The following is a 15105-nucleotide window of genomic DNA, read 5'->3' as shown; positions in this document are numbered from 1 at the left end:
CTTACTTCTTCTTCCCTTCCTTGCGGAAGATGAACTCGCCAGCGTACTTGATACCCTTGCCCTTATAGGGTTCGGGCTTGCGCCAGCGGCGGATCTCGGCGGCAACCTGACCCACCTTCTGCTTGTCGATGCCGCTGATCTCGACCGTGGTGTTGTCCGGGGTCTTGATCTCGATGCCTTCCGGCACCGCGAAATCGACGTCGTGCGAATAGCCGAGCTGCAGCTTCAGGGTCTTGCCCTGGGCGTTGGCGCGGTAACCGACGCCGGTGATGAGCAGCTTCTTCGAAAAGCCCTCGGTCACGCCGGTGATCAGGTTCGCGATCAGCGTGCGCTGCATGCCCCAGAAAGCGCGGGCGCGCTTGCTGTCATTGGCAGGCTTCACGGCGATCGAGCCTTCCTCGATGCTGTAGGTCACTTCGTCGGCCAGCGGCAGCGACAGGGTGCCCTTGGGCCCCTTCACCGAAAGCTGACCGTCGGCGATGGCGGCGGTGACGCCCGCGGGGACGGCAACCGGCTTCTTACCAGTACGGCTCATCAGAACACCTCCGCCAGCACTTCGCCGCCGACATTCTGCTCGCGCGCTTCGGCGTCGGACAGAACGCCGCGGGGCGTCGAGACAATGGTGATGCCCAGGCCGTTGCGGATCACCGGCAGTTCCTTGGAACCGGAGTAAACGCGGCGGCCCGGCTTGGACACGCGGGCGACATGCTTGATCGCCGGCTGGCCTTCGAAATATTTGAGCTCGATGCGCAGGCCGGGATGGTTGCCGAGCAGTTCCTCGGAATAGCCACGGATATAGCCTTCGCGCTGCAGCACGTCGAGCACGCGGGCGCGCAGCTTCGAAGCGGGGGACACGACGCTGTCCTTCTTCGCCTGCTGCCCGTTGCGGATGCGGGTGAGCATATCACCCAGGGGATCGGTCAATGCCATCTCAAATGATCCTTACCAGCTCGACTTGGTGACGCCGGGGATCAGGCCCTTGTTGGCCAGATCACGCAACTGCACGCGGCAGAGACGGAATTTGCGGTAATAGGCCCGGGGACGGCCCGTCAGCTCGCAGCGGTTGCGCACGCGGGTCGGATTGCCGTTGCGGGGAATTTCCGCCATCTTCAGACGCGCGATCAGACGATCGCTGTCGTCAGCGGTCGTATCATTCGCGATCGCCTTGAGCTTCGCATAGCGGCCGGCATATTTCTTCACCAGCTTCTTGCGGCGCTCGTTCTTGTTGATCGAACTCAGTTTCGCCATGACTTAAGTTCTCTTTCCTTGGGTTTGTCGGAAAGAGAAGCGGGGCCCGTTCAGGCCGCCTGCTTCTCTTCGATCGGGAAGGGGAAGCCGAAGAGACGCAGCAGTTCGCGCGCTTCCTCGTCCGTCTTCGCCGTGGTGGTCACGATGATGTCCATGCCGCGCACCTTGTCGATGCGGTCATAGTTGATCTCCGGGAAGATGATCTGCTCCTTGATGCCGAAGGCGTAGTTGCCGCGGCCGTCGAAGCTCTTCGGGTTCAGGCCCCGGAAGTCGCGCACGCGGGGGAGCGCGATGTTGATCAGGCGATCCAGGAACTCGTACATGCGCTCGCGGCGCAGCGTGACCTTGGCGCCGATCGGCATGCCTTCACGCAGCTTGAACTGCGCGATCGACTTGCGGGCCTTGGTGATGACCGGCTTCTGGCCGGCGATCAGTTCCATTTCCTCGGCCGCCGAAGTGACCTTCTTCTTGTCCTGGGTCGCTTCGCCGACGCCCATGTTGAGCGTGATCTTCTCGATCTTCGGCACTTCCATGACGTTCTTGTAACCGAACTTAGCGGTCATCGCCTTGGCGATTTCGGCGTCATAGAGCGACTTGGAGCGGGGGATGTACTTGTCGCTCATTACAGCACCTCACCGGACTTGACGGCGACGCGGACCTTCTTGCCGTCGCGGTCCTCGAAACGGACGCGGGTCGGCTTGCCATCCTTGTCGGCGACAGCGACGTTCGAAATGTGGAGCGGCGCGGGCTTGCGCTCGATGCCGCCCTGCGGGTTCGCCTGGTCCGGCTTGCGATGGCGCGCATGCACGTTGATGCCTTCCACCAGGACCTTGTCGTCCTTCGGCAGCACCTGCAGGACGGCGCCGGTGCGGCCCTTGTCCTTGCCGGCCAGGATGACGACCTTGTCGCCCTTCTTGATCTTGGCAGCGCTCATTACAGCACCTCAGGGGCGAGCGAGATGATCTTCATGTGCTTCTTGGCGCGCAGTTCGCGAACGACCGGGCCAAAGATACGGGTGCCGATCGGCTCCTCGTTCTTGTTGATCAGCACGGCGGCATTGCCGTCGAAGCGAATCACGCTGCCGTCAGCGCGACGCACGTCCTTGGCGGTGCGCACGATGACGGCGCGGTGCACGTCACCCTTCTTCACCTTGCCACGAGGCGCGGCTTCCTTGATCGAGACGACGATGATGTCGCCCACGCTCGCGAAGCGACGCTTCGATCCGCCCAGCACCTTGATGCACTGGACGCGCTTGGCGCCGCTGTTGTCAGCGACGTCAAGATTGGATTGCATCTGGATCATGGATCCGGTTCCTTCTTGTCTGGCCTACCGAGACTATCCCGGCGGTTCCGAATTCGAGTTTCGACCGGAAGATTCGAAACACGAAGCGCGGGCCTGTAACCTCTTCTTGACGAAAAGGCCAGCCCCGCGTCCGAAATTTCGACCCTTACGGCCGGTGACTAACCTCAGGCCGCCGTTTCCGGCGACTTGTGGGTGTCCACGCGCTCGATGACCTTCCAGGTCTTGAGCTTGGAAATCGGAGCGGTCTCCTCGATGCGGACCGTTTCGCCTTCCTTGTAGACATTGCCCTCGTCATGGGCATGGTACTTCTTCGAACGGCGGATGATCTTGCCGTAGAGCGCATGCTTAACCTTGCGCTCCACGCGAACCACCACCGTCTTGTCGGTCTTGTCGGAAACCACCGTTCCCGTCAGCACGCGCTTGGGCATCGTGTGTTTCCTTTACTTCGCGACCGAGCGCGAACGCTCGGACTGCAGGGTCTTGATCTGCGCGATCGACCGGCGGACTTCACGCACCCGGCTCGGCTTTTCGAGCTGGTTGGTGGCCGCCTGGAAGCGCAGGTTGAACTGCTCGCGCTTCAGGTTGTTGAGTTCGGTCGACAGTTCGTCGTCCGTCTTGGTCTTGAGGTCGGCAACATTCGCCACGGCTTAGCCCTCCAGGTGGGAGGTGTCGCCGAGGCGAGCGACAACCTTCGTCTTGATCGGCAGCTTCATCGCGGCGCGCGAGAAAGCCTCTGCTGCGAGCGGGCCGGGCACGCCGTCCAGTTCGAACAGGATGCGGCCCGGCTTGACGCGGGCTGCCCAATATTCGACCGAACCCTTGCCCTTGCCCTGACGGACTTCGGCGGGCTTCTTGGAAACCGGCACGTCGGGGAACACGCGGATCCACAGGCGGCCCTGACGGCGCAGGTGGCGCTGGATCGCGCGGCGGGCCGCCTCGATCTGGCGCGCGGTGACGCGCTCGGGCTCCAGGGCCTTCAGACCATAGGCGCCGAAGTTCAGAGCAGAACCGCCCTTGGCGTCGCCCTTGATCCGGCCCTTGAAGGTCTTGCGGAACTTCATTTTTTTCGGTTGCAGCATGACGCTATACCTACCTTATTCTCAGCGCGCCGGGCGCACGCCGGAGGTCTGAGCCTCCAGCATCAGCCGGTCGGTGGCCATCGGATCGTGGCCCAGAATCTCACCCTTGAAGATCCAGACCTTGATGCCGCAAACGCCATAAGCGGTGTGGGCTTCGGCTTCGGCATAGTCGACGTTCGCGCGCAGCGTGTGCAGCGGAACGCGGCCTTCGCGATACCATTCCACGCGGGCGATCTCCGCGCCGCCCAGACGGCCGCCGCAGGTGATCTTGATGCCTTCGGCGCCGAGACGCAGGGCGCTCTGCACCGCGCGCTTCATGGCGCGGCGGAACGCCACGCGGCGCTCCAACTGGTCGGCGATGCCCTGCGCGACGAGCTTGGAGTCGATTTCCGGCTTGCGGATTTCGACGATGTTCAGGCTGACGTCCGAAGAGGTCAAGCCGCCCAGCTTCTTGCGCAGCTTTTCGATGTCCGCGCCCTTCTTGCCGATGATGACACCGGGACGGGCGGCGTAGATCGACACGCGGCACAGCTTGGCCGGACGCTCGATCACGACCTTGGAGATCGCGGCCTGCGGCAGGTTCTTCATGATAAACTGGCGGATCTTCAGATCCTCCAGCAGCAGGCGGCCATAGTCGGCGCCTTCCGCGAACCAGCGGCTGTCCCAGGTACGGTTGATCTGCAGACGCAGACCGATCGGATTGCTCTTGTGACCCATGTGCTTACGCCTCCGCTTCGGCCTGCTCGCGCACGACGATGCGCACGCGGCTGAAGGGCTTGAGAATCCGGGTCGACTTGCCGCGGCCGCGAGCGTGAAAGCGCTTCATGGTGAAGCTCTTGCCCACCGATGCTTCCGCGACGACCAGCGAGTCGACGTCCAGATTGTGGTTGTTTTCCGCATTGGCAATGGCCGAGGCCAGCACCTTGCGCACGTCGACGGCCATCGCCTTCTTCGAGAAGGCGAGGATGTTCAGCGCGTCCTCGACCTTGCGGCCGCGGATCAGCGTGGCGACCAGGTTCAGCTTCTGGGCCGAACCGCGGATCTGCGTGCCGACGGCCAGCGCCTCATTGTCCGCGACGCGGCGGGGAGCCTTTTCCTTGCTCATTAGCGCTTGCCCTTCTTGTCGGCGGCGTGGCCGGGGAAGTAGCGGGTCGGGGCGAATTCGCCCAGCTTGTGACCCACCATGTCCTCGTTCACCGAGACCGGCACATGCTTGCGGCCGTTATAGACGTTGAACGTCAGGCCGACGAACTGCGGCAGGATGGTGGAACGGCGCGACCAGGTCTTGATCGGACCCGAACGGCCACCGGCATCCTGAGCGACTTCCGCCTTCTTCAGAAGGCTGAGGTCCACGAACGGACCTTTCCAGACGGAACGAGCCATCTCGCTTACCTCTTCTTCTTCGCGTGGCGGCTACGGATGATGAACTTGTCCGTCGCCTTGTTGTGGCGGGTGCGCGCACCCTTGGTCGGCTTGCCCCAGGGCGTGACCGGATGACGGCCGCCCGAGGTCCGGCCTTCACCGCCGCCATGCGGGTGGTCGACCGGGTTCTTCGCCACGCCGCGCGTCAGCGGACGCTTGCCGAGCCAGCGGTTGCGGCCGGCCTTGGCGAGGTTGGTGTTGGCGTTGTCCGGGTTCGACACGGCGCCAACGGTGCCCATGCAGTCCGAACGGATGTAGCGCTGCTCGCCCGAGGACAGGCGGACCATCACCATGCCGCGATCGCGGCCGACGAGCTGGGCATAGGTGCCCGCCGAACGGCAAAGCTGACCGCCCTTGCCCGGCTTCATCTCGATATTGTGGATGATGGTGCCGACCGGCATCTGGCCCAGTTCCATCGCGTTGCCCGGCTTCACGTCGGTCTTCTTGCCCGCGATCACCTTGTCGCCCGGCGCAAGGCGCTGGGGAGCCAGGATATAGGCCTGGGTGCCGTCGGGATAGTTGACCAGCGCGATGAAGGCGGTGCGGTTGGGGTCATATTCCAGACGCTCGACCGTGCCCTCGACGTCCCACAGGCGACGCTTGAAGTCGATGATGCGGTAACGCTGCTTGTGGCCGCCGGCGATGCCGCGCGAGGTCACATGGCCCTTGTTGTTGCGGCCGCCGGTCTTGCGCTTGCCTTCGGTCAGCGCCTTGACGGGCTTGCCCTTGTGCAGCGCGCTGCGGTCGACGAGGATCAGGCCGCGCTGGGCCGGGCTCGTCGGGTTGTAGCTCTTAAGCGCCATGGTCAGCGCACTCCTTCGGTGATGTCGATCGACTGGCCGTCGGCCAGGCGAACGATCGCCTTCTTCACGTCCGAGCGCGTGTAGGGCTTGCCCTTCCAGCGCTTCGTCTTGCCCTTGGCGACCAGCGTGTTCACGCTCTTGACGGTCACGCCCCAAATGGCTTCGACGGCGGCCTTGATCTCCGGCTTCGACGCATCATTGGCGACCTTGAAGACCACGGCGTTGTTCTCGGAGAGAAGGGTCGACTTCTCGGTGATGACCGGCGCGACGACGACGTCATAATGACGGTTGTCGACGGTGGTCGCTTCCTTCTTAGCCATTGAAACGGGCCTCCAGCTTTTCGACCGCGGCGCGGGTCAGCACCAGCGAGTCGGCCTTCAGGATGTCATAGACGTTGGCGCCAACGGCAGGCAGCAGGTCCACGCCGATGATGTTCGCCGAAGCCTTCGCGAAGCTGACGTTCACGGCGTCGCCGTCGATGAACAGAGCCTTGTTGAGGTTCAGCTTGGCGAGGTGCGCGACCAGAGCCTTGGTCTTGCCTTCCGCCACGTCGAGATTGTCGAGAACGATCAGCGATCCGTCCTTGGCCTTCGACGACAGGGCCATTTTCAGGCCGAGCGCGCGAACCTTCTTGTTGAGGTCGTGGCCGAAGGTGCGGGCGCGGGCGCCGTGCGCCTTACCACCGCCGATGAACACGGGCGCCTTGCGATCGCCGTGACGGGCGGTGCCGCCGCCCTTCTGGCGGCCGAACTTCTTGCCCGTGCGGGCAACGTCCGAACGCTCACGGGTAGCGCGAGCCGGAGCGCGACGCTTTTCGAGCTGCCAGGTGACGACGCGGTGCAGAATGTCGGTGCGGGGTTCGACGCCGAACACGGCATCGTTCAGTTCCACTTCACCGGCGGCTGCGGCATCGAGGGTCTGTACCTTGACCTTCATGATTAGCCCTCCTGGCCTTCGGTCGCTTCGGGCGCGGCCGCTTCTTCAGCGGGCGTTTCAGCCGGAGCGTTGTTGCTGTTGGCAGCCTGCTTCAGGCTGGCCGGATAGGGCGCGTCCGCCGGACGCTTCACCTTGACGGCGTCGCAGACGGTCAGCCAGGTGCCCTTGGCGCCCGGGACGCTGCCCTTGACGAACAGCAGGCCGCGCTCGACGTCCGTGCGGACGATTTCCAGGTTCTGCTGGGTCCGCTCGCGGTCGCCCATGTGACCGGCCATCTTCTTGTTCTTGAAGACGCGGCCCGGATCCTGGCGGTTACCCGTCGAACCATGGGCGCGGTGGCTGATCGACACGCCGTGGGTGGCGCGCATGCCGCCGAAGCCCCAGCGCTTCATGGCGCCGGCGAAACCCTTGCCCTGGGTGTGACCGGCAACGTCGACCAGCTGGCCGGCGATGAAATGATCGGCCGCGATCTCGGCGCCGACATCGAGGAGCGCATCCTCGGCGACGCGGAATTCGACCAGGCGCGCCTTCGGCTCCACTTCCGCCTTGGCGAAGTGGCCGCGCTGCGGCTTGGCGACATTCTTGACCTTCGCGACGCCCGCGCCGAGCTGAACCGCGACATAACCGTCACGCTCGACTTCCTTGCGGGCCACGACCTGATTGCCCTCAAGGGCCAGAACCGTAACCGGAATATGACGTCCGTCCTCCTGGAACAGACGGGTCATCCCGACTTTCTTAGCGATCACGCCTGTGCGCATCACCGATTACTCCCATAGAGGCCCGCCTTAGCAGCGGGCGTATCCAACGAAAAAACCGCTCAGGATTTCTCCCTCGCGGCCCAACCCATGCATAACAATCACCCCGTCCGGGTTGGATGCCGATCCCGCCAGGGAAAGGCGACGGGGGACCAGGACCACGAGCCTTGGCCGGTTCACCGGCGGGCCGTGCGGTATCCCTTGTGTCGTTTGAGCTTCCGGCAAGCCGGAATGCCCGATACCCTGCCGCCAAAAGGACAACAGGAACTTGCTTGTCTGCCCGAGACCCCGGCTTTCGCCGGGGCTGAAGGCAAACTCGCTTAAGCGAGTTTGATTTCCACGTTCACGCCGGCAGCCAGGTCCAGCTTCATCAGCGCGTCGACCGTCTGCGGCGTCGGCTGCACAATGTCAAGCATGCGCTTGTAGGTGCGGACCTCGAACTGCTCGCGCGACTTCTTGTCGATGTGCGGGCCACGGTTGACCGTGAACTTTTCGATGCGCGTCGGAAGGGGAATCGGACCGCGGATAAGGGCGCCGGTGCGGCGGGCGGTGTCGGCGATGTCGCCGGTCGCCTGATCGAGCACGCGATGATCGAACGCCTTGAGGCGAATGCGGATGTTGCTGTCCATTGTTCCTGTACCGATGCGAAAGAGCCAAAAACCCCGGAGCATTTTCAGAAATCAGCCGGAGCAGCCGATGACTTGTGAAAATGCGCCAACCAAAAAATATCCGCCCCGTTCCTGGCCCTTCTAGCTCATGCGAGCCGGAGAAAGGCGATCCGGGGCGGCAAAAAACTCAGCGGCGCGAATCAGGCGATTCGCGCCGCTGCGGTCCTATATTACTTCGAGATCGTGCCGACAACCCCTGCGCCGACGGTGCGGCCGCCTTCACGGATGGCGAAGCGGAGACCCGCATCCATCGCGATCGGGGCGATCAGCTTCACGCCGAGCTTCACATTGTCGCCGGGCATGACCATCTCGGTGCCTTCGGGCAGGATCACTTCGCCGGTCACGTCCGTGGTGCGGAAGTAGAACTGCGGACGATAGTTGGCGAAGAACGGGGTGTGACGGCCGCCTTCTTCCTTCGACAGGACATAGACTTCCGCGTCGAACTCGGTGTGCGGGGTGATGGTGCCGGGCTTGGCCAGAACCTGGCCGCGCTCGACTTCTTCACGGCCCACGCCACGGATCAGCGCGCCGATATTGTCGCCGGCTTCACCCTGGTCGAGCAGCTTGCGGAACATTTCGACGCCGGTCACGGTGGTCTTGCGGGTGTCCTTCAGACCGACGATCTCGACTTCCTCGCCAACCTTGACGATGCCGGTTTCGACGCGGCCGGTCACCACGGTGCCGCGGCCCGAGATCGAGAACACGTCTTCGATCGGCATCAGGAACGGCTTGTCGACCGGACGCTCCGGCTGCGGGATGAACGAGTCGACGGCAGCCATCAGCTTCAGAACGGCCTGCTTGCCGATTTCGTCGTTCGAACCGTCGAGAGCCTTGACGGCCGAGCCGGGGATGACGGGGATGTTGTCGCCGTCGAAGTCGTAGGACGACAGCAGTTCGCGGATTTCCAGCTCGACCAGTTCCAGGATTTCCGGATCGTCGACGAGGTCGACCTTGTTCATGAACACGACGAGCTGCGGCACGCCGACCTGGCGGGCGAGCAGGATGTGCTCGCGGGTCTGCGGCATCGGGCCGTCGGTGGCCGAAACGACCAGGATCGCGCCGTCCATCTGGGCCGCGCCGGTGATCATGTTCTTGACGTAGTCGGCGTGACCCGGGCAGTCGACGTGGGCGTAGTGGCGGGCTTCGGTTTCATATTCGACGTGGGCGGTCGAGATGGTGATGCCGCGCTCGCGCTCTTCGGGCGCCTTGTCGATATTGGCATAGTCGACGAAGGTCGCGCCGCCGGTTTCGGCGAGCACCTTGGTGATCGCCGCGGTCAGCGAGGTCTTGCCATGGTCGACGTGACCGATGGTGCCGATGTTGCAGTGCGGCTTGTTCCGCTCAAACTTAGCCTTAGCCATTTTATCCTACCTTCTAATCAAATCAGCTTTGGTCTGACCGCTCGGCCGCGCCTCGCGAAGGCGCGTCCATAGCAGCAAATTCAGAGAATACCAGCCCCTAACCGAGCCGTTTGCACGACCCGGCCAAGGAAAATTATCAGGCCATCTTCGCCTTGACTTCGTCCGCCACATTCTGCGGCACTTCGTCATAGTGCGAGAAGATCATCGAGTAGTTCGCGCGCCCCTGGGTGAACGAACGAAGCTGGTTCACATAGCCGAACATGTTGGCCAGCGGGACCATCGCCTCGACCACCTGCGCGTTGCCGCGGCTGTCGGTGCCCTGAATCTGGCCGCGACGGCTGTTCATGTCGCCGATGACGTCGCCCAGATATTCCTCCGGGGTCACGACCTCGACCTTCATGATCGGCTCAAGCAGCTTGATGCCCGACTTGGCGGCCGCTTCGCGCATCGCGCCGCGGGCGCAGATTTCGAAGGCCAGGGCCGACGAGTCGACGTCGTGATAGGCGCCGTCCGTCAGGTGGACTTCGAAGTCGATGATCGGGAAGCCGATCAGATGGCCGGTCTCGGCCGTCTCGCGGAAGCCCTTTTCCACCGACGGGATATATTCGCGCGGGATGTTGCCGCCCTTGATCTCGTCGAAGAACTGGTAGCCAGAACCGCGCTCGCCGGGGATGACCGTCACCTTGACCCGGCCGAACTGGCCCGATCCGCCCGACTGCTTCTTGTGGGTGTAGTCGATGTCGACCTTCTTCGCGAGATATTCGCGATAGGCGACCTGTGGCGCGCCCACATTGGCCTCGACCTTGAACTCGCGCTTCATGCGGTCGACCAGGATTTCGAGGTGGAGTTCGCCCATGCCCTTGATGATGGTCTGGCCCGATTCGTGGTCGGTCGAGACGCGGAAGGACGGATCCTCGGCGGCCAGGCGGTTGAGCGCGATGCCCATCTTTTCCTGGTCGGCCTTGGTCTTGGGTTCGACCGACAGCTCGATCACCGGCTCGGGGAATTCCATCCGCTCCAGGATGATCGGCTGGCGCTCGGCGCACAGCGTATCGCCGGTGGTGGTTTCCTTGAGGCCCGCCAGGGCGACGATGTCGCCGGCATAGGCGGTGTCGATGTCCTCACGCGAGTTGGCGTGCATGAGGAGCATGCGGCCGATCTTTTCCTTCTTGTCCTTGACCGAGTTCAGGTAGCTGCCCTTGGTCAGCGTGCCCGAATAGACGCGCAGGAAGGTGAGCGAACCCACGAACGGGTCGTTCATGATCTTGAACGCCAGGCCGGAGAAGGGCGCATCGTCGGCCGTCTTGCGGCTGTCGGGCTCGTCGGTGTCGGGGTTGATGCCCTGGACGTCGGGAATGTCGAGCGGCGAAGGCAGATAATCGACCACCGCGTCGAGCAGCGGCTGGACGCCCTTGTTCTTGAACGCCGAGCCGCACAGCACCGGCACGAAGGCATGGCCCAGCGTGCCCTTGCGGATCAGCTTCTTGAGCGTGGCGACGTCGGGCAGATTGCCTTCCAGATAGGCTTCCATCGCATCGTCGTCCTGCTCGACGGCGAGTTCGATCAGCTTCTCGCGATATTCGGCGGCCTTGTCGGCGAGGTCGGCCGGAATCTCCTCATAGGAGAATTCGGCGCCCAGATTCTCGTCCTTCCAGATGATGGCGCGGTTCTCGACCAGGTCGACCAGGCCCTTGAAGTCCGATTCCGCGCCGATGGGCAGGTAGAGGACGGCCGGGGTGGCGCCCAGACGGTCGATGATCGTCTGCACGCAATAATAGAAGTTGGCGCCGGTACGGTCGAGCTTGTTGATGAAGCACATCCGCGGCACCTTGTACTTGTCCGCCTGGCGCCACACGGTTTCCGACTGCGGCTCCACGCCCGCGACGCCGTCGAACGCGGCGACCGCGCCGTCCAGCACGCGCAGCGAACGCTCGACTTCGATGGTGAAGTCGACGTGGCCGGGGGTGTCGATGATGTTCAGCCGGTGGTCGTTCCAGAAGCAGGTGGTCGCAGCCGACGTGATGGTGATGCCACGCTCCTGCTCCTGCTCCATCCAGTCCATGGTGGCGGCGCCGTCATGGACTTCGCCGATCTTGTAGGACTTGCCGGTATAGTAAAGGATGCGCTCGGTCGTGGTGGTCTTGCCGGCGTCGATATGCGCCATGATACCGAAATTGCGATAGCGTTCGAGCGGATGGCTGCGGGCCATGATGCTTCTCCGTTGCCGGCTCGCCGGCGGTTGGGGATTCGTTAAATCTGCGCGTGGCCCCTAAACCAATCCGTTCGCCATGGGTAGCCACCCATGGCGAACGGACCGATTTTTTGAAACCATGAGAGGAAGCGGACGATATGGATGCCCGCTTCGCCTTTTTCCAGCGCCGGATTACCAGCGATAATGCGAGAAGGCGCGGTTCGCTTCCGCCATGCGGTGCGTGTCTTCGCGCTTCTTGACCGCATTGCCGCGATTGTTGGCGGCGTCCAGCAGCTCGCCCGACAGGCGGGCAGCCATGGTGGTTTCGCTGCGGTTGCGCGACGCGGTGATCAGCCAGCGGATCGCCAGCGCCTGGGCGCGCTCCGGGCGCACTTCGACGGGGACCTGGTAGGTCGCACCGCCGACGCGGCGGCTGCGGACCTCGATGCCGGGCTTCACATTGTTCAGCGCGTCATGGAACATGGCGATCGGGTCCTTCTTGGACTTCGCCTCGACAGTGTCGAGAGCGCCGTACACGATGGACTCGGCGACGGCCTTCTTGCCGTCCTGCATGATGCTGTTCATGAACTTCGACAGCACGACATCACCGAACTTGGGATCGGGCAGGATGACGCGCTTTTCGGGGCGACGACGACGTGACATGTTTCTGGTCTCCCCTTACTTCGGACGCTTGGCGCCGTACTTCGAACGGCTCTGCTTGCGGTCCTTGACGCCCTGGGTATCCAGAACGCCGCGCAGCACGTGATAGCGCACACCGGGAAGGTCGCGCACGCGGCCGCCGCGGATCAGCACGACGCTGTGCTCCTGAAGGTTGTGGCCTTCACCCGGAATGTAGGTGATGACTTCGCGCTGGTTGACCAGACGCACCTTCGCCACCTTGCGGAGGGCCGAGTTCGGCTTCTTCGGAGTCGTCGTGTAGACACGGGTGCAAACGCCGCGCTTCTGCGGGTTCGCTTCCATTGCAGGAACCTTCGACTTGGTCTTCTGCAGCTCGCGGCCCTTGCGGACCAGCTGGTTGATCGTTGGCATGAAGCCCTTCACCTTTTTCAGTTACTTTACCGCATGCATCCCCGCGTTCCTTGCGGCCTGGAAAACGAATCGCCTCCAAACGGCAAAGGCTCCGGCGGAAACCCGCCCGGAGCCGCAAGAGCACCGGCAATGTTCAGCTCTGATGCCCCAGGACCGGGATCGGCACGAACGAATCCGCTCCTTATCCGGTCTTTGGGCAGGCGCGCCTATAGCCATGCGCGAGACGCGGGTCAAGAACGCCGGGCCTGCGTGGCGAAGAGGCGGATAAACGAGCCGTCCGTCCTGAGACGATGCACCGGGACCGTCGCGCCGCGCCAGGGAAGGCAGGCCGAGAAAAATTTGCGACAGGCCGGAACCGATTTCCCTGGTTCCACGTTTCACCCCGTCCATCCTTCGACTCGTCACGACTCCCCGTCGGCGGATTCGCGCGACTCGATTCCATTTGTTAGCGCCCCGTTCACTAAAAACGCACGCGGGGTCGCAATTGTCGCAATGGAGCAAGATGGGGGCAGCCGCCCTCTGGGCCGGCATGACGGCCCGGTGTTCGAAGCTGTGCCCGGATCGGGAGATTTTCCTGCGCTCCGGCGGCCAGGTGAAGTTCATCCATATCTCGCGCAGGGCGCAGCTTGCCGCGGCCGGCCTGCTCTCTTCCGCCCTGGTCGGCGGGATTGGATTCGGCCTGTCCGTGGCCGCCAGCAGCGCTGAGATCGAGCAGGAGCGCGCCGCTCTCGCCGCCCGGGACAAGGCCGTCTCCAGCAGCGCCAGCCAGGTCGCGCGCTATCGCAAGTCGGTCGACCAGCTCGCGCAGGAGCTGCAGGAGCGCCAGGACTTCATGGACGACCTTTACCGCACGCATTTCGGCCAGGACGGCACGGCCCCCGCCGGCGATGTGGTCGGCAAGGCCGATGGCGGAACCAAGGGCGGCACGTCCAAGCTCGACACCAAGATCAGCGTTGCGCCGGAAGCGGCGCCGCTGCTGCGGATCGACGCCCGGCAGCGCCGCTTCGCCGCCCTGCTGACCGGCGCCGTCCAGAAGCGCGCCGACAAGGCGGCCGCCGCGATCCGCAGCTTCGGCCTCAATCCCGACAGCCTCGCCCGCAGCGCCGCCCGCGCGCAAAACCGGGCGATGGGCGGCCCCTTCGTGCCCTGGGAAGGACAGGACGTCCTGCCGGGCGAGTTCGAAAAGCTCGCCAAGGCGCTGTCCCGCATGGAATTCCTGGAAGCGAGCCTGCTCGCCATCCCTTCCGGCAAGCCGACGGCGACGCCGATGATGAGCAGCAGCTATGGCTATCGCAGCGATCCGTTCAACGGCCATGCGGCCTTCCACGCGGGCCTGGATTTTCCGGGTAGCATGGGCCAGCCGATCCTGGCCGCCGCATCGGGCAAGGTCAGTTTCGTCGGCCAGCGCAGCGGCTATGGCAATGTGGTCGAGGTCACGCATGGCAACGGCATCCTGACCCGCTACGCCCATCTGTCCGGCTTCAGCGCGCGGGTCGGCCAACAGGTGGCGCGCGGCGGCGCCATTGCGCGCATGGGATCGACCGGCCGCTCCACGGGGCCGCATCTTCATTTCGAGGTGCGGGTGAACGGCAATGCCATCAATCCCCGCCGCTTCCTGGAGGCGCGCAAGGATGTCCTCCAAATCCAGCAAATCGCGACGGCGCGTCTCGCCGATGTCGGCGACCGGGGATAGAGACCACCAGCGGCGACTAACCGGGAGGGGATTGCCGTCTCCCTCGTCTCTTCGGTCGGCAATCTTTCTGCCCGAAAAAGAAAAGGGCCGGAAAACCAGCCCCTTCCCTTGCATTCATATTGATCGAACGATCAGCGCTTCGCTAGTCCGAGCCTGTAAAATTGAATAATAATATCAATATGATAGATAGTTAATTGCGGCATACGTGTAACGAACGTGTAATTATAATTCATAAATATCTATATTTTTCAATATCTTATGTCGCAGAGATATAAATACGGCATGAGATTTTACGAATTCGCCACGACCAAACCCAAGAAGCCGCGCAAACCCCAAAAGCCTATGACTCCCGCGCAATCCATGGTGGCAGCGAAAAAGCGTCAGGTCGAATTGGCCAAGCAGGCCCTTCAATCGGTGAAGGATCAGCAGAAGCGTAGGAAAGAGGCTGAACGCACTCGCCAGATTTCCTACATTGAGCCCCTTCCCAAATCGGCATCCTAATCGGTTTCGCAGAACCAATCTGGTTCAGGTCCGGAAGGCAGACTCCCATTCTACCCACATATATCCGTCGAGCGCGATGTCGATGCCGATCAGATG

General features: G+C 63.2%; 22 protein-coding genes. 1 reads left to right on the top strand and 21 read right to left on the bottom strand.

Annotated features, from left to right (window positions below):
- Window position 1: 1 nt before the first annotated feature.
- The 21 genes from rplF to rpsL form a co-directional block, all read right to left on the bottom strand.
- Window positions 2-535, bottom strand: coding sequence for a 50S ribosomal protein L6 (gene rplF / locus Sj15T_RS16490; RefSeq protein WP_007686562.1), 534 nt, complete (start codon window positions 533-535; stop codon window positions 2-4).
- On the bottom strand, window positions 535-930 hold the full coding sequence (rpsH, locus tag Sj15T_RS16485) for a 30S ribosomal protein S8 (protein ID WP_007686563.1): 396 nt from the start codon (window positions 928-930) through the stop codon (window positions 535-537). Before rpsH ends, rplF begins: the two co-directional genes overlap by 1 nt.
- A 12-nt stretch (window positions 931-942) precedes the next feature.
- The gene (gene rpsN, locus Sj15T_RS16480) at window positions 943-1248 is read right to left on the bottom strand and encodes a 30S ribosomal protein S14 (RefSeq protein ID WP_007686564.1); all 306 of its coding nucleotides are present in this window, start codon (window positions 1246-1248) and stop codon (window positions 943-945) included.
- Between the two features lie 50 nt (window positions 1249-1298).
- On the bottom strand, window positions 1299-1871 hold the full coding sequence (rplE, locus tag Sj15T_RS16475; RefSeq protein ID WP_007686565.1) for a 50S ribosomal protein L5: 573 nt from the start codon (window positions 1869-1871) through the stop codon (window positions 1299-1301).
- Window positions 1871-2182 carry a 50S ribosomal protein L24 gene (rplX, locus tag Sj15T_RS16470; RefSeq protein ID WP_007686567.1) on the bottom strand — a complete coding sequence of 104 codons (312 nt, stop codon included), beginning with the start codon at window positions 2180-2182 and terminating at the stop codon, window positions 1871-1873. Before rplX ends, rplE begins: the two co-directional genes overlap by 1 nt.
- Window positions 2182-2550, bottom strand: coding sequence for a 50S ribosomal protein L14 (rplN, locus tag Sj15T_RS16465; RefSeq protein ID WP_007686569.1), 369 nt, complete (start codon window positions 2548-2550; stop codon window positions 2182-2184). Before rplN ends, rplX begins: the two co-directional genes overlap by 1 nt.
- A gap of 164 nt (window positions 2551-2714) precedes the next feature.
- Window positions 2715-2978, bottom strand: coding sequence for a 30S ribosomal protein S17 (gene rpsQ, locus Sj15T_RS16460; protein WP_006960320.1), 264 nt, complete (start codon window positions 2976-2978; stop codon window positions 2715-2717).
- A gap of 12 nt (window positions 2979-2990) precedes the next feature.
- Window positions 2991-3194 (bottom strand): 50S ribosomal protein L29, encoded by a 204-nt coding sequence (rpmC, locus tag Sj15T_RS16455; protein WP_007686572.1) that lies wholly within the window; start codon window positions 3192-3194, stop codon window positions 2991-2993.
- 3 nt (window positions 3195-3197) lie between these two features.
- On the bottom strand, window positions 3198-3629 hold the full coding sequence (rplP, locus tag Sj15T_RS16450; protein ID WP_007686573.1) for a 50S ribosomal protein L16: 432 nt from the start codon (window positions 3627-3629) through the stop codon (window positions 3198-3200).
- Window positions 3630-3650: 21 nt separating this feature from the next.
- Window positions 3651-4346, bottom strand: coding sequence for a 30S ribosomal protein S3 (rpsC, locus tag Sj15T_RS16445; RefSeq protein ID WP_013039175.1), 696 nt, complete (start codon window positions 4344-4346; stop codon window positions 3651-3653).
- A gap of 4 nt (window positions 4347-4350) precedes the next feature.
- Window positions 4351-4734, bottom strand: coding sequence for a 50S ribosomal protein L22 (gene rplV / locus Sj15T_RS16440; protein WP_007686575.1), 384 nt, complete (start codon window positions 4732-4734; stop codon window positions 4351-4353).
- Complete coding sequence (rpsS, locus tag Sj15T_RS16435; RefSeq protein WP_007686576.1) at window positions 4734-5012, bottom strand: 30S ribosomal protein S19; 279 nt, start codon at window positions 5010-5012, stop codon at window positions 4734-4736. Before rpsS ends, rplV begins: the two co-directional genes overlap by 1 nt.
- Before the next feature lie 5 nt (window positions 5013-5017).
- Entirely contained in the window at window positions 5018-5854 is an 837-nt protein-coding gene (gene rplB, locus Sj15T_RS16430; RefSeq protein WP_013039174.1) for a 50S ribosomal protein L2, read from the bottom strand.
- A 2-nt stretch (window positions 5855-5856) separates the two neighbouring features.
- On the bottom strand, window positions 5857-6174 hold the full coding sequence (locus Sj15T_RS16425; RefSeq protein WP_013039173.1) for a 50S ribosomal protein L23: 318 nt from the start codon (window positions 6172-6174) through the stop codon (window positions 5857-5859).
- A complete protein-coding gene (rplD, locus tag Sj15T_RS16420) occupies window positions 6167-6790 on the bottom strand; it encodes a 50S ribosomal protein L4 (protein WP_007686583.1) in 624 nt (207 codons plus the stop codon). The genes Sj15T_RS16425 and rplD overlap by 8 nt, the downstream gene beginning before the upstream one ends.
- Window positions 6791-6792: 2 nt before the next feature.
- The gene (gene rplC / locus Sj15T_RS16415) at window positions 6793-7548 is read right to left on the bottom strand and encodes a 50S ribosomal protein L3 (RefSeq protein ID WP_007686585.1); all 756 of its coding nucleotides are present in this window, start codon (window positions 7546-7548) and stop codon (window positions 6793-6795) included.
- A gap of 317 nt (window positions 7549-7865) precedes the next feature.
- Window positions 7866-8174: a 30S ribosomal protein S10 gene (rpsJ, locus tag Sj15T_RS16410; protein WP_007686587.1), complete on the bottom strand. Its 309-nt coding sequence runs from the start codon at window positions 8172-8174 to the stop codon at window positions 7866-7868.
- A gap of 209 nt (window positions 8175-8383) precedes the next feature.
- On the bottom strand, window positions 8384-9574 hold the full coding sequence (gene tuf / locus Sj15T_RS16405) for an elongation factor Tu (protein WP_007686588.1): 1191 nt from the start codon (window positions 9572-9574) through the stop codon (window positions 8384-8386).
- Window positions 9575-9710: 136 nt separating this feature from the next.
- Window positions 9711-11783 carry an elongation factor G gene (gene fusA, locus Sj15T_RS16400; protein WP_007686589.1) on the bottom strand — a complete coding sequence of 691 codons (2073 nt, stop codon included), beginning with the start codon at window positions 11781-11783 and terminating at the stop codon, window positions 9711-9713.
- Between the two features lie 174 nt (window positions 11784-11957).
- On the bottom strand, window positions 11958-12428 hold the full coding sequence (gene rpsG, locus Sj15T_RS16395) for a 30S ribosomal protein S7 (RefSeq protein ID WP_007686590.1): 471 nt from the start codon (window positions 12426-12428) through the stop codon (window positions 11958-11960).
- 15 nt (window positions 12429-12443) lie between these two features.
- The gene (rpsL, locus tag Sj15T_RS16390; RefSeq protein ID WP_007686591.1) at window positions 12444-12815 is read right to left on the bottom strand and encodes a 30S ribosomal protein S12; all 372 of its coding nucleotides are present in this window, start codon (window positions 12813-12815) and stop codon (window positions 12444-12446) included.
- Between the two features lie 502 nt (window positions 12816-13317).
- Between rpsL and Sj15T_RS16385 the strand changes: the two genes are divergently transcribed.
- A complete protein-coding gene (locus Sj15T_RS16385; RefSeq protein ID WP_013039172.1) occupies window positions 13318-14508 on the top strand; it encodes a M23 family metallopeptidase in 1191 nt (396 codons plus the stop codon).
- The last annotated feature ends 597 nt before the right edge of the window (window positions 14509-15105 follow it).

The organism is Sphingobium sp. TA15, assembly GCF_037101235.1.
Lineage (GTDB): Bacteria > Pseudomonadota > Alphaproteobacteria > Sphingomonadales > Sphingomonadaceae > Sphingobium > Sphingobium indicum.
This window is presented reverse-complemented; position numbering and strand designations above follow the sequence as displayed.

Coding starts and splice junctions, on each gene's coding strand:
- fusA (WP_007686589.1), bottom strand. CDS start 11,783: ATGGCCCGCAGCCATCCGCTCGAACGCTATCGCAATTTCGGTATCATG.
- rplB (WP_013039174.1), bottom strand. CDS start 5,854: ATGGCGCTTAAGAGCTACAACCCGACGAGCCCGGCCCAGCGCGGCCTG.
- rpsS (WP_007686576.1), bottom strand. CDS start 5,012: ATGGCTCGTTCCGTCTGGAAAGGTCCGTTCGTGGACCTCAGCCTTCTG.
- rpsH (WP_007686563.1), bottom strand. CDS start 930: ATGGCATTGACCGATCCCCTGGGTGATATGCTCACCCGCATCCGCAAC.
- rplD (WP_007686583.1), bottom strand. CDS start 6,790: ATGAAGGTCAAGGTACAGACCCTCGATGCCGCAGCCGCCGGTGAAGTG.
- Sj15T_RS16385 (WP_013039172.1), top strand. CDS start 13,318: ATGGGGGCAGCCGCCCTCTGGGCCGGCATGACGGCCCGGTGTTCGAAG.
- tuf (WP_007686588.1), bottom strand. CDS start 9,574: ATGGCTAAGGCTAAGTTTGAGCGGAACAAGCCGCACTGCAACATCGGC.
- rpsQ (WP_006960320.1), bottom strand. CDS start 2,978: ATGCCCAAGCGCGTGCTGACGGGAACGGTGGTTTCCGACAAGACCGAC.
- rplP (WP_007686573.1), bottom strand. CDS start 3,629: ATGCTGCAACCGAAAAAAATGAAGTTCCGCAAGACCTTCAAGGGCCGG.
- rplV (WP_007686575.1), bottom strand. CDS start 4,734: ATGAGCAAGGAAAAGGCTCCCCGCCGCGTCGCGGACAATGAGGCGCTG.
- rplF (WP_007686562.1), bottom strand. CDS start 535: ATGAGCCGTACTGGTAAGAAGCCGGTTGCCGTCCCCGCGGGCGTCACC.
- rplC (WP_007686585.1), bottom strand. CDS start 7,548: ATGCGCACAGGCGTGATCGCTAAGAAAGTCGGGATGACCCGTCTGTTC.
- rpsL (WP_007686591.1), bottom strand. CDS start 12,815: ATGCCAACGATCAACCAGCTGGTCCGCAAGGGCCGCGAGCTGCAGAAG.
- rpsN (WP_007686564.1), bottom strand. CDS start 1,248: ATGGCGAAACTGAGTTCGATCAACAAGAACGAGCGCCGCAAGAAGCTG.
- Sj15T_RS16425 (WP_013039173.1), bottom strand. CDS start 6,174: ATGGCTAAGAAGGAAGCGACCACCGTCGACAACCGTCATTATGACGTC.
- rpsG (WP_007686590.1), bottom strand. CDS start 12,428: ATGTCACGTCGTCGTCGCCCCGAAAAGCGCGTCATCCTGCCCGATCCC.
- rpsC (WP_013039175.1), bottom strand. CDS start 4,346: ATGGGTCACAAGAGCAATCCGATCGGTCTGCGTCTGCAGATCAACCGT.
- rplE (WP_007686565.1), bottom strand. CDS start 1,871: ATGAGCGACAAGTACATCCCCCGCTCCAAGTCGCTCTATGACGCCGAA.
- rplN (WP_007686569.1), bottom strand. CDS start 2,550: ATGATCCAGATGCAATCCAATCTTGACGTCGCTGACAACAGCGGCGCC.
- rplX (WP_007686567.1), bottom strand. CDS start 2,182: ATGAGCGCTGCCAAGATCAAGAAGGGCGACAAGGTCGTCATCCTGGCC.
- rpsJ (WP_007686587.1), bottom strand. CDS start 8,174: ATGGACAGCAACATCCGCATTCGCCTCAAGGCGTTCGATCATCGCGTG.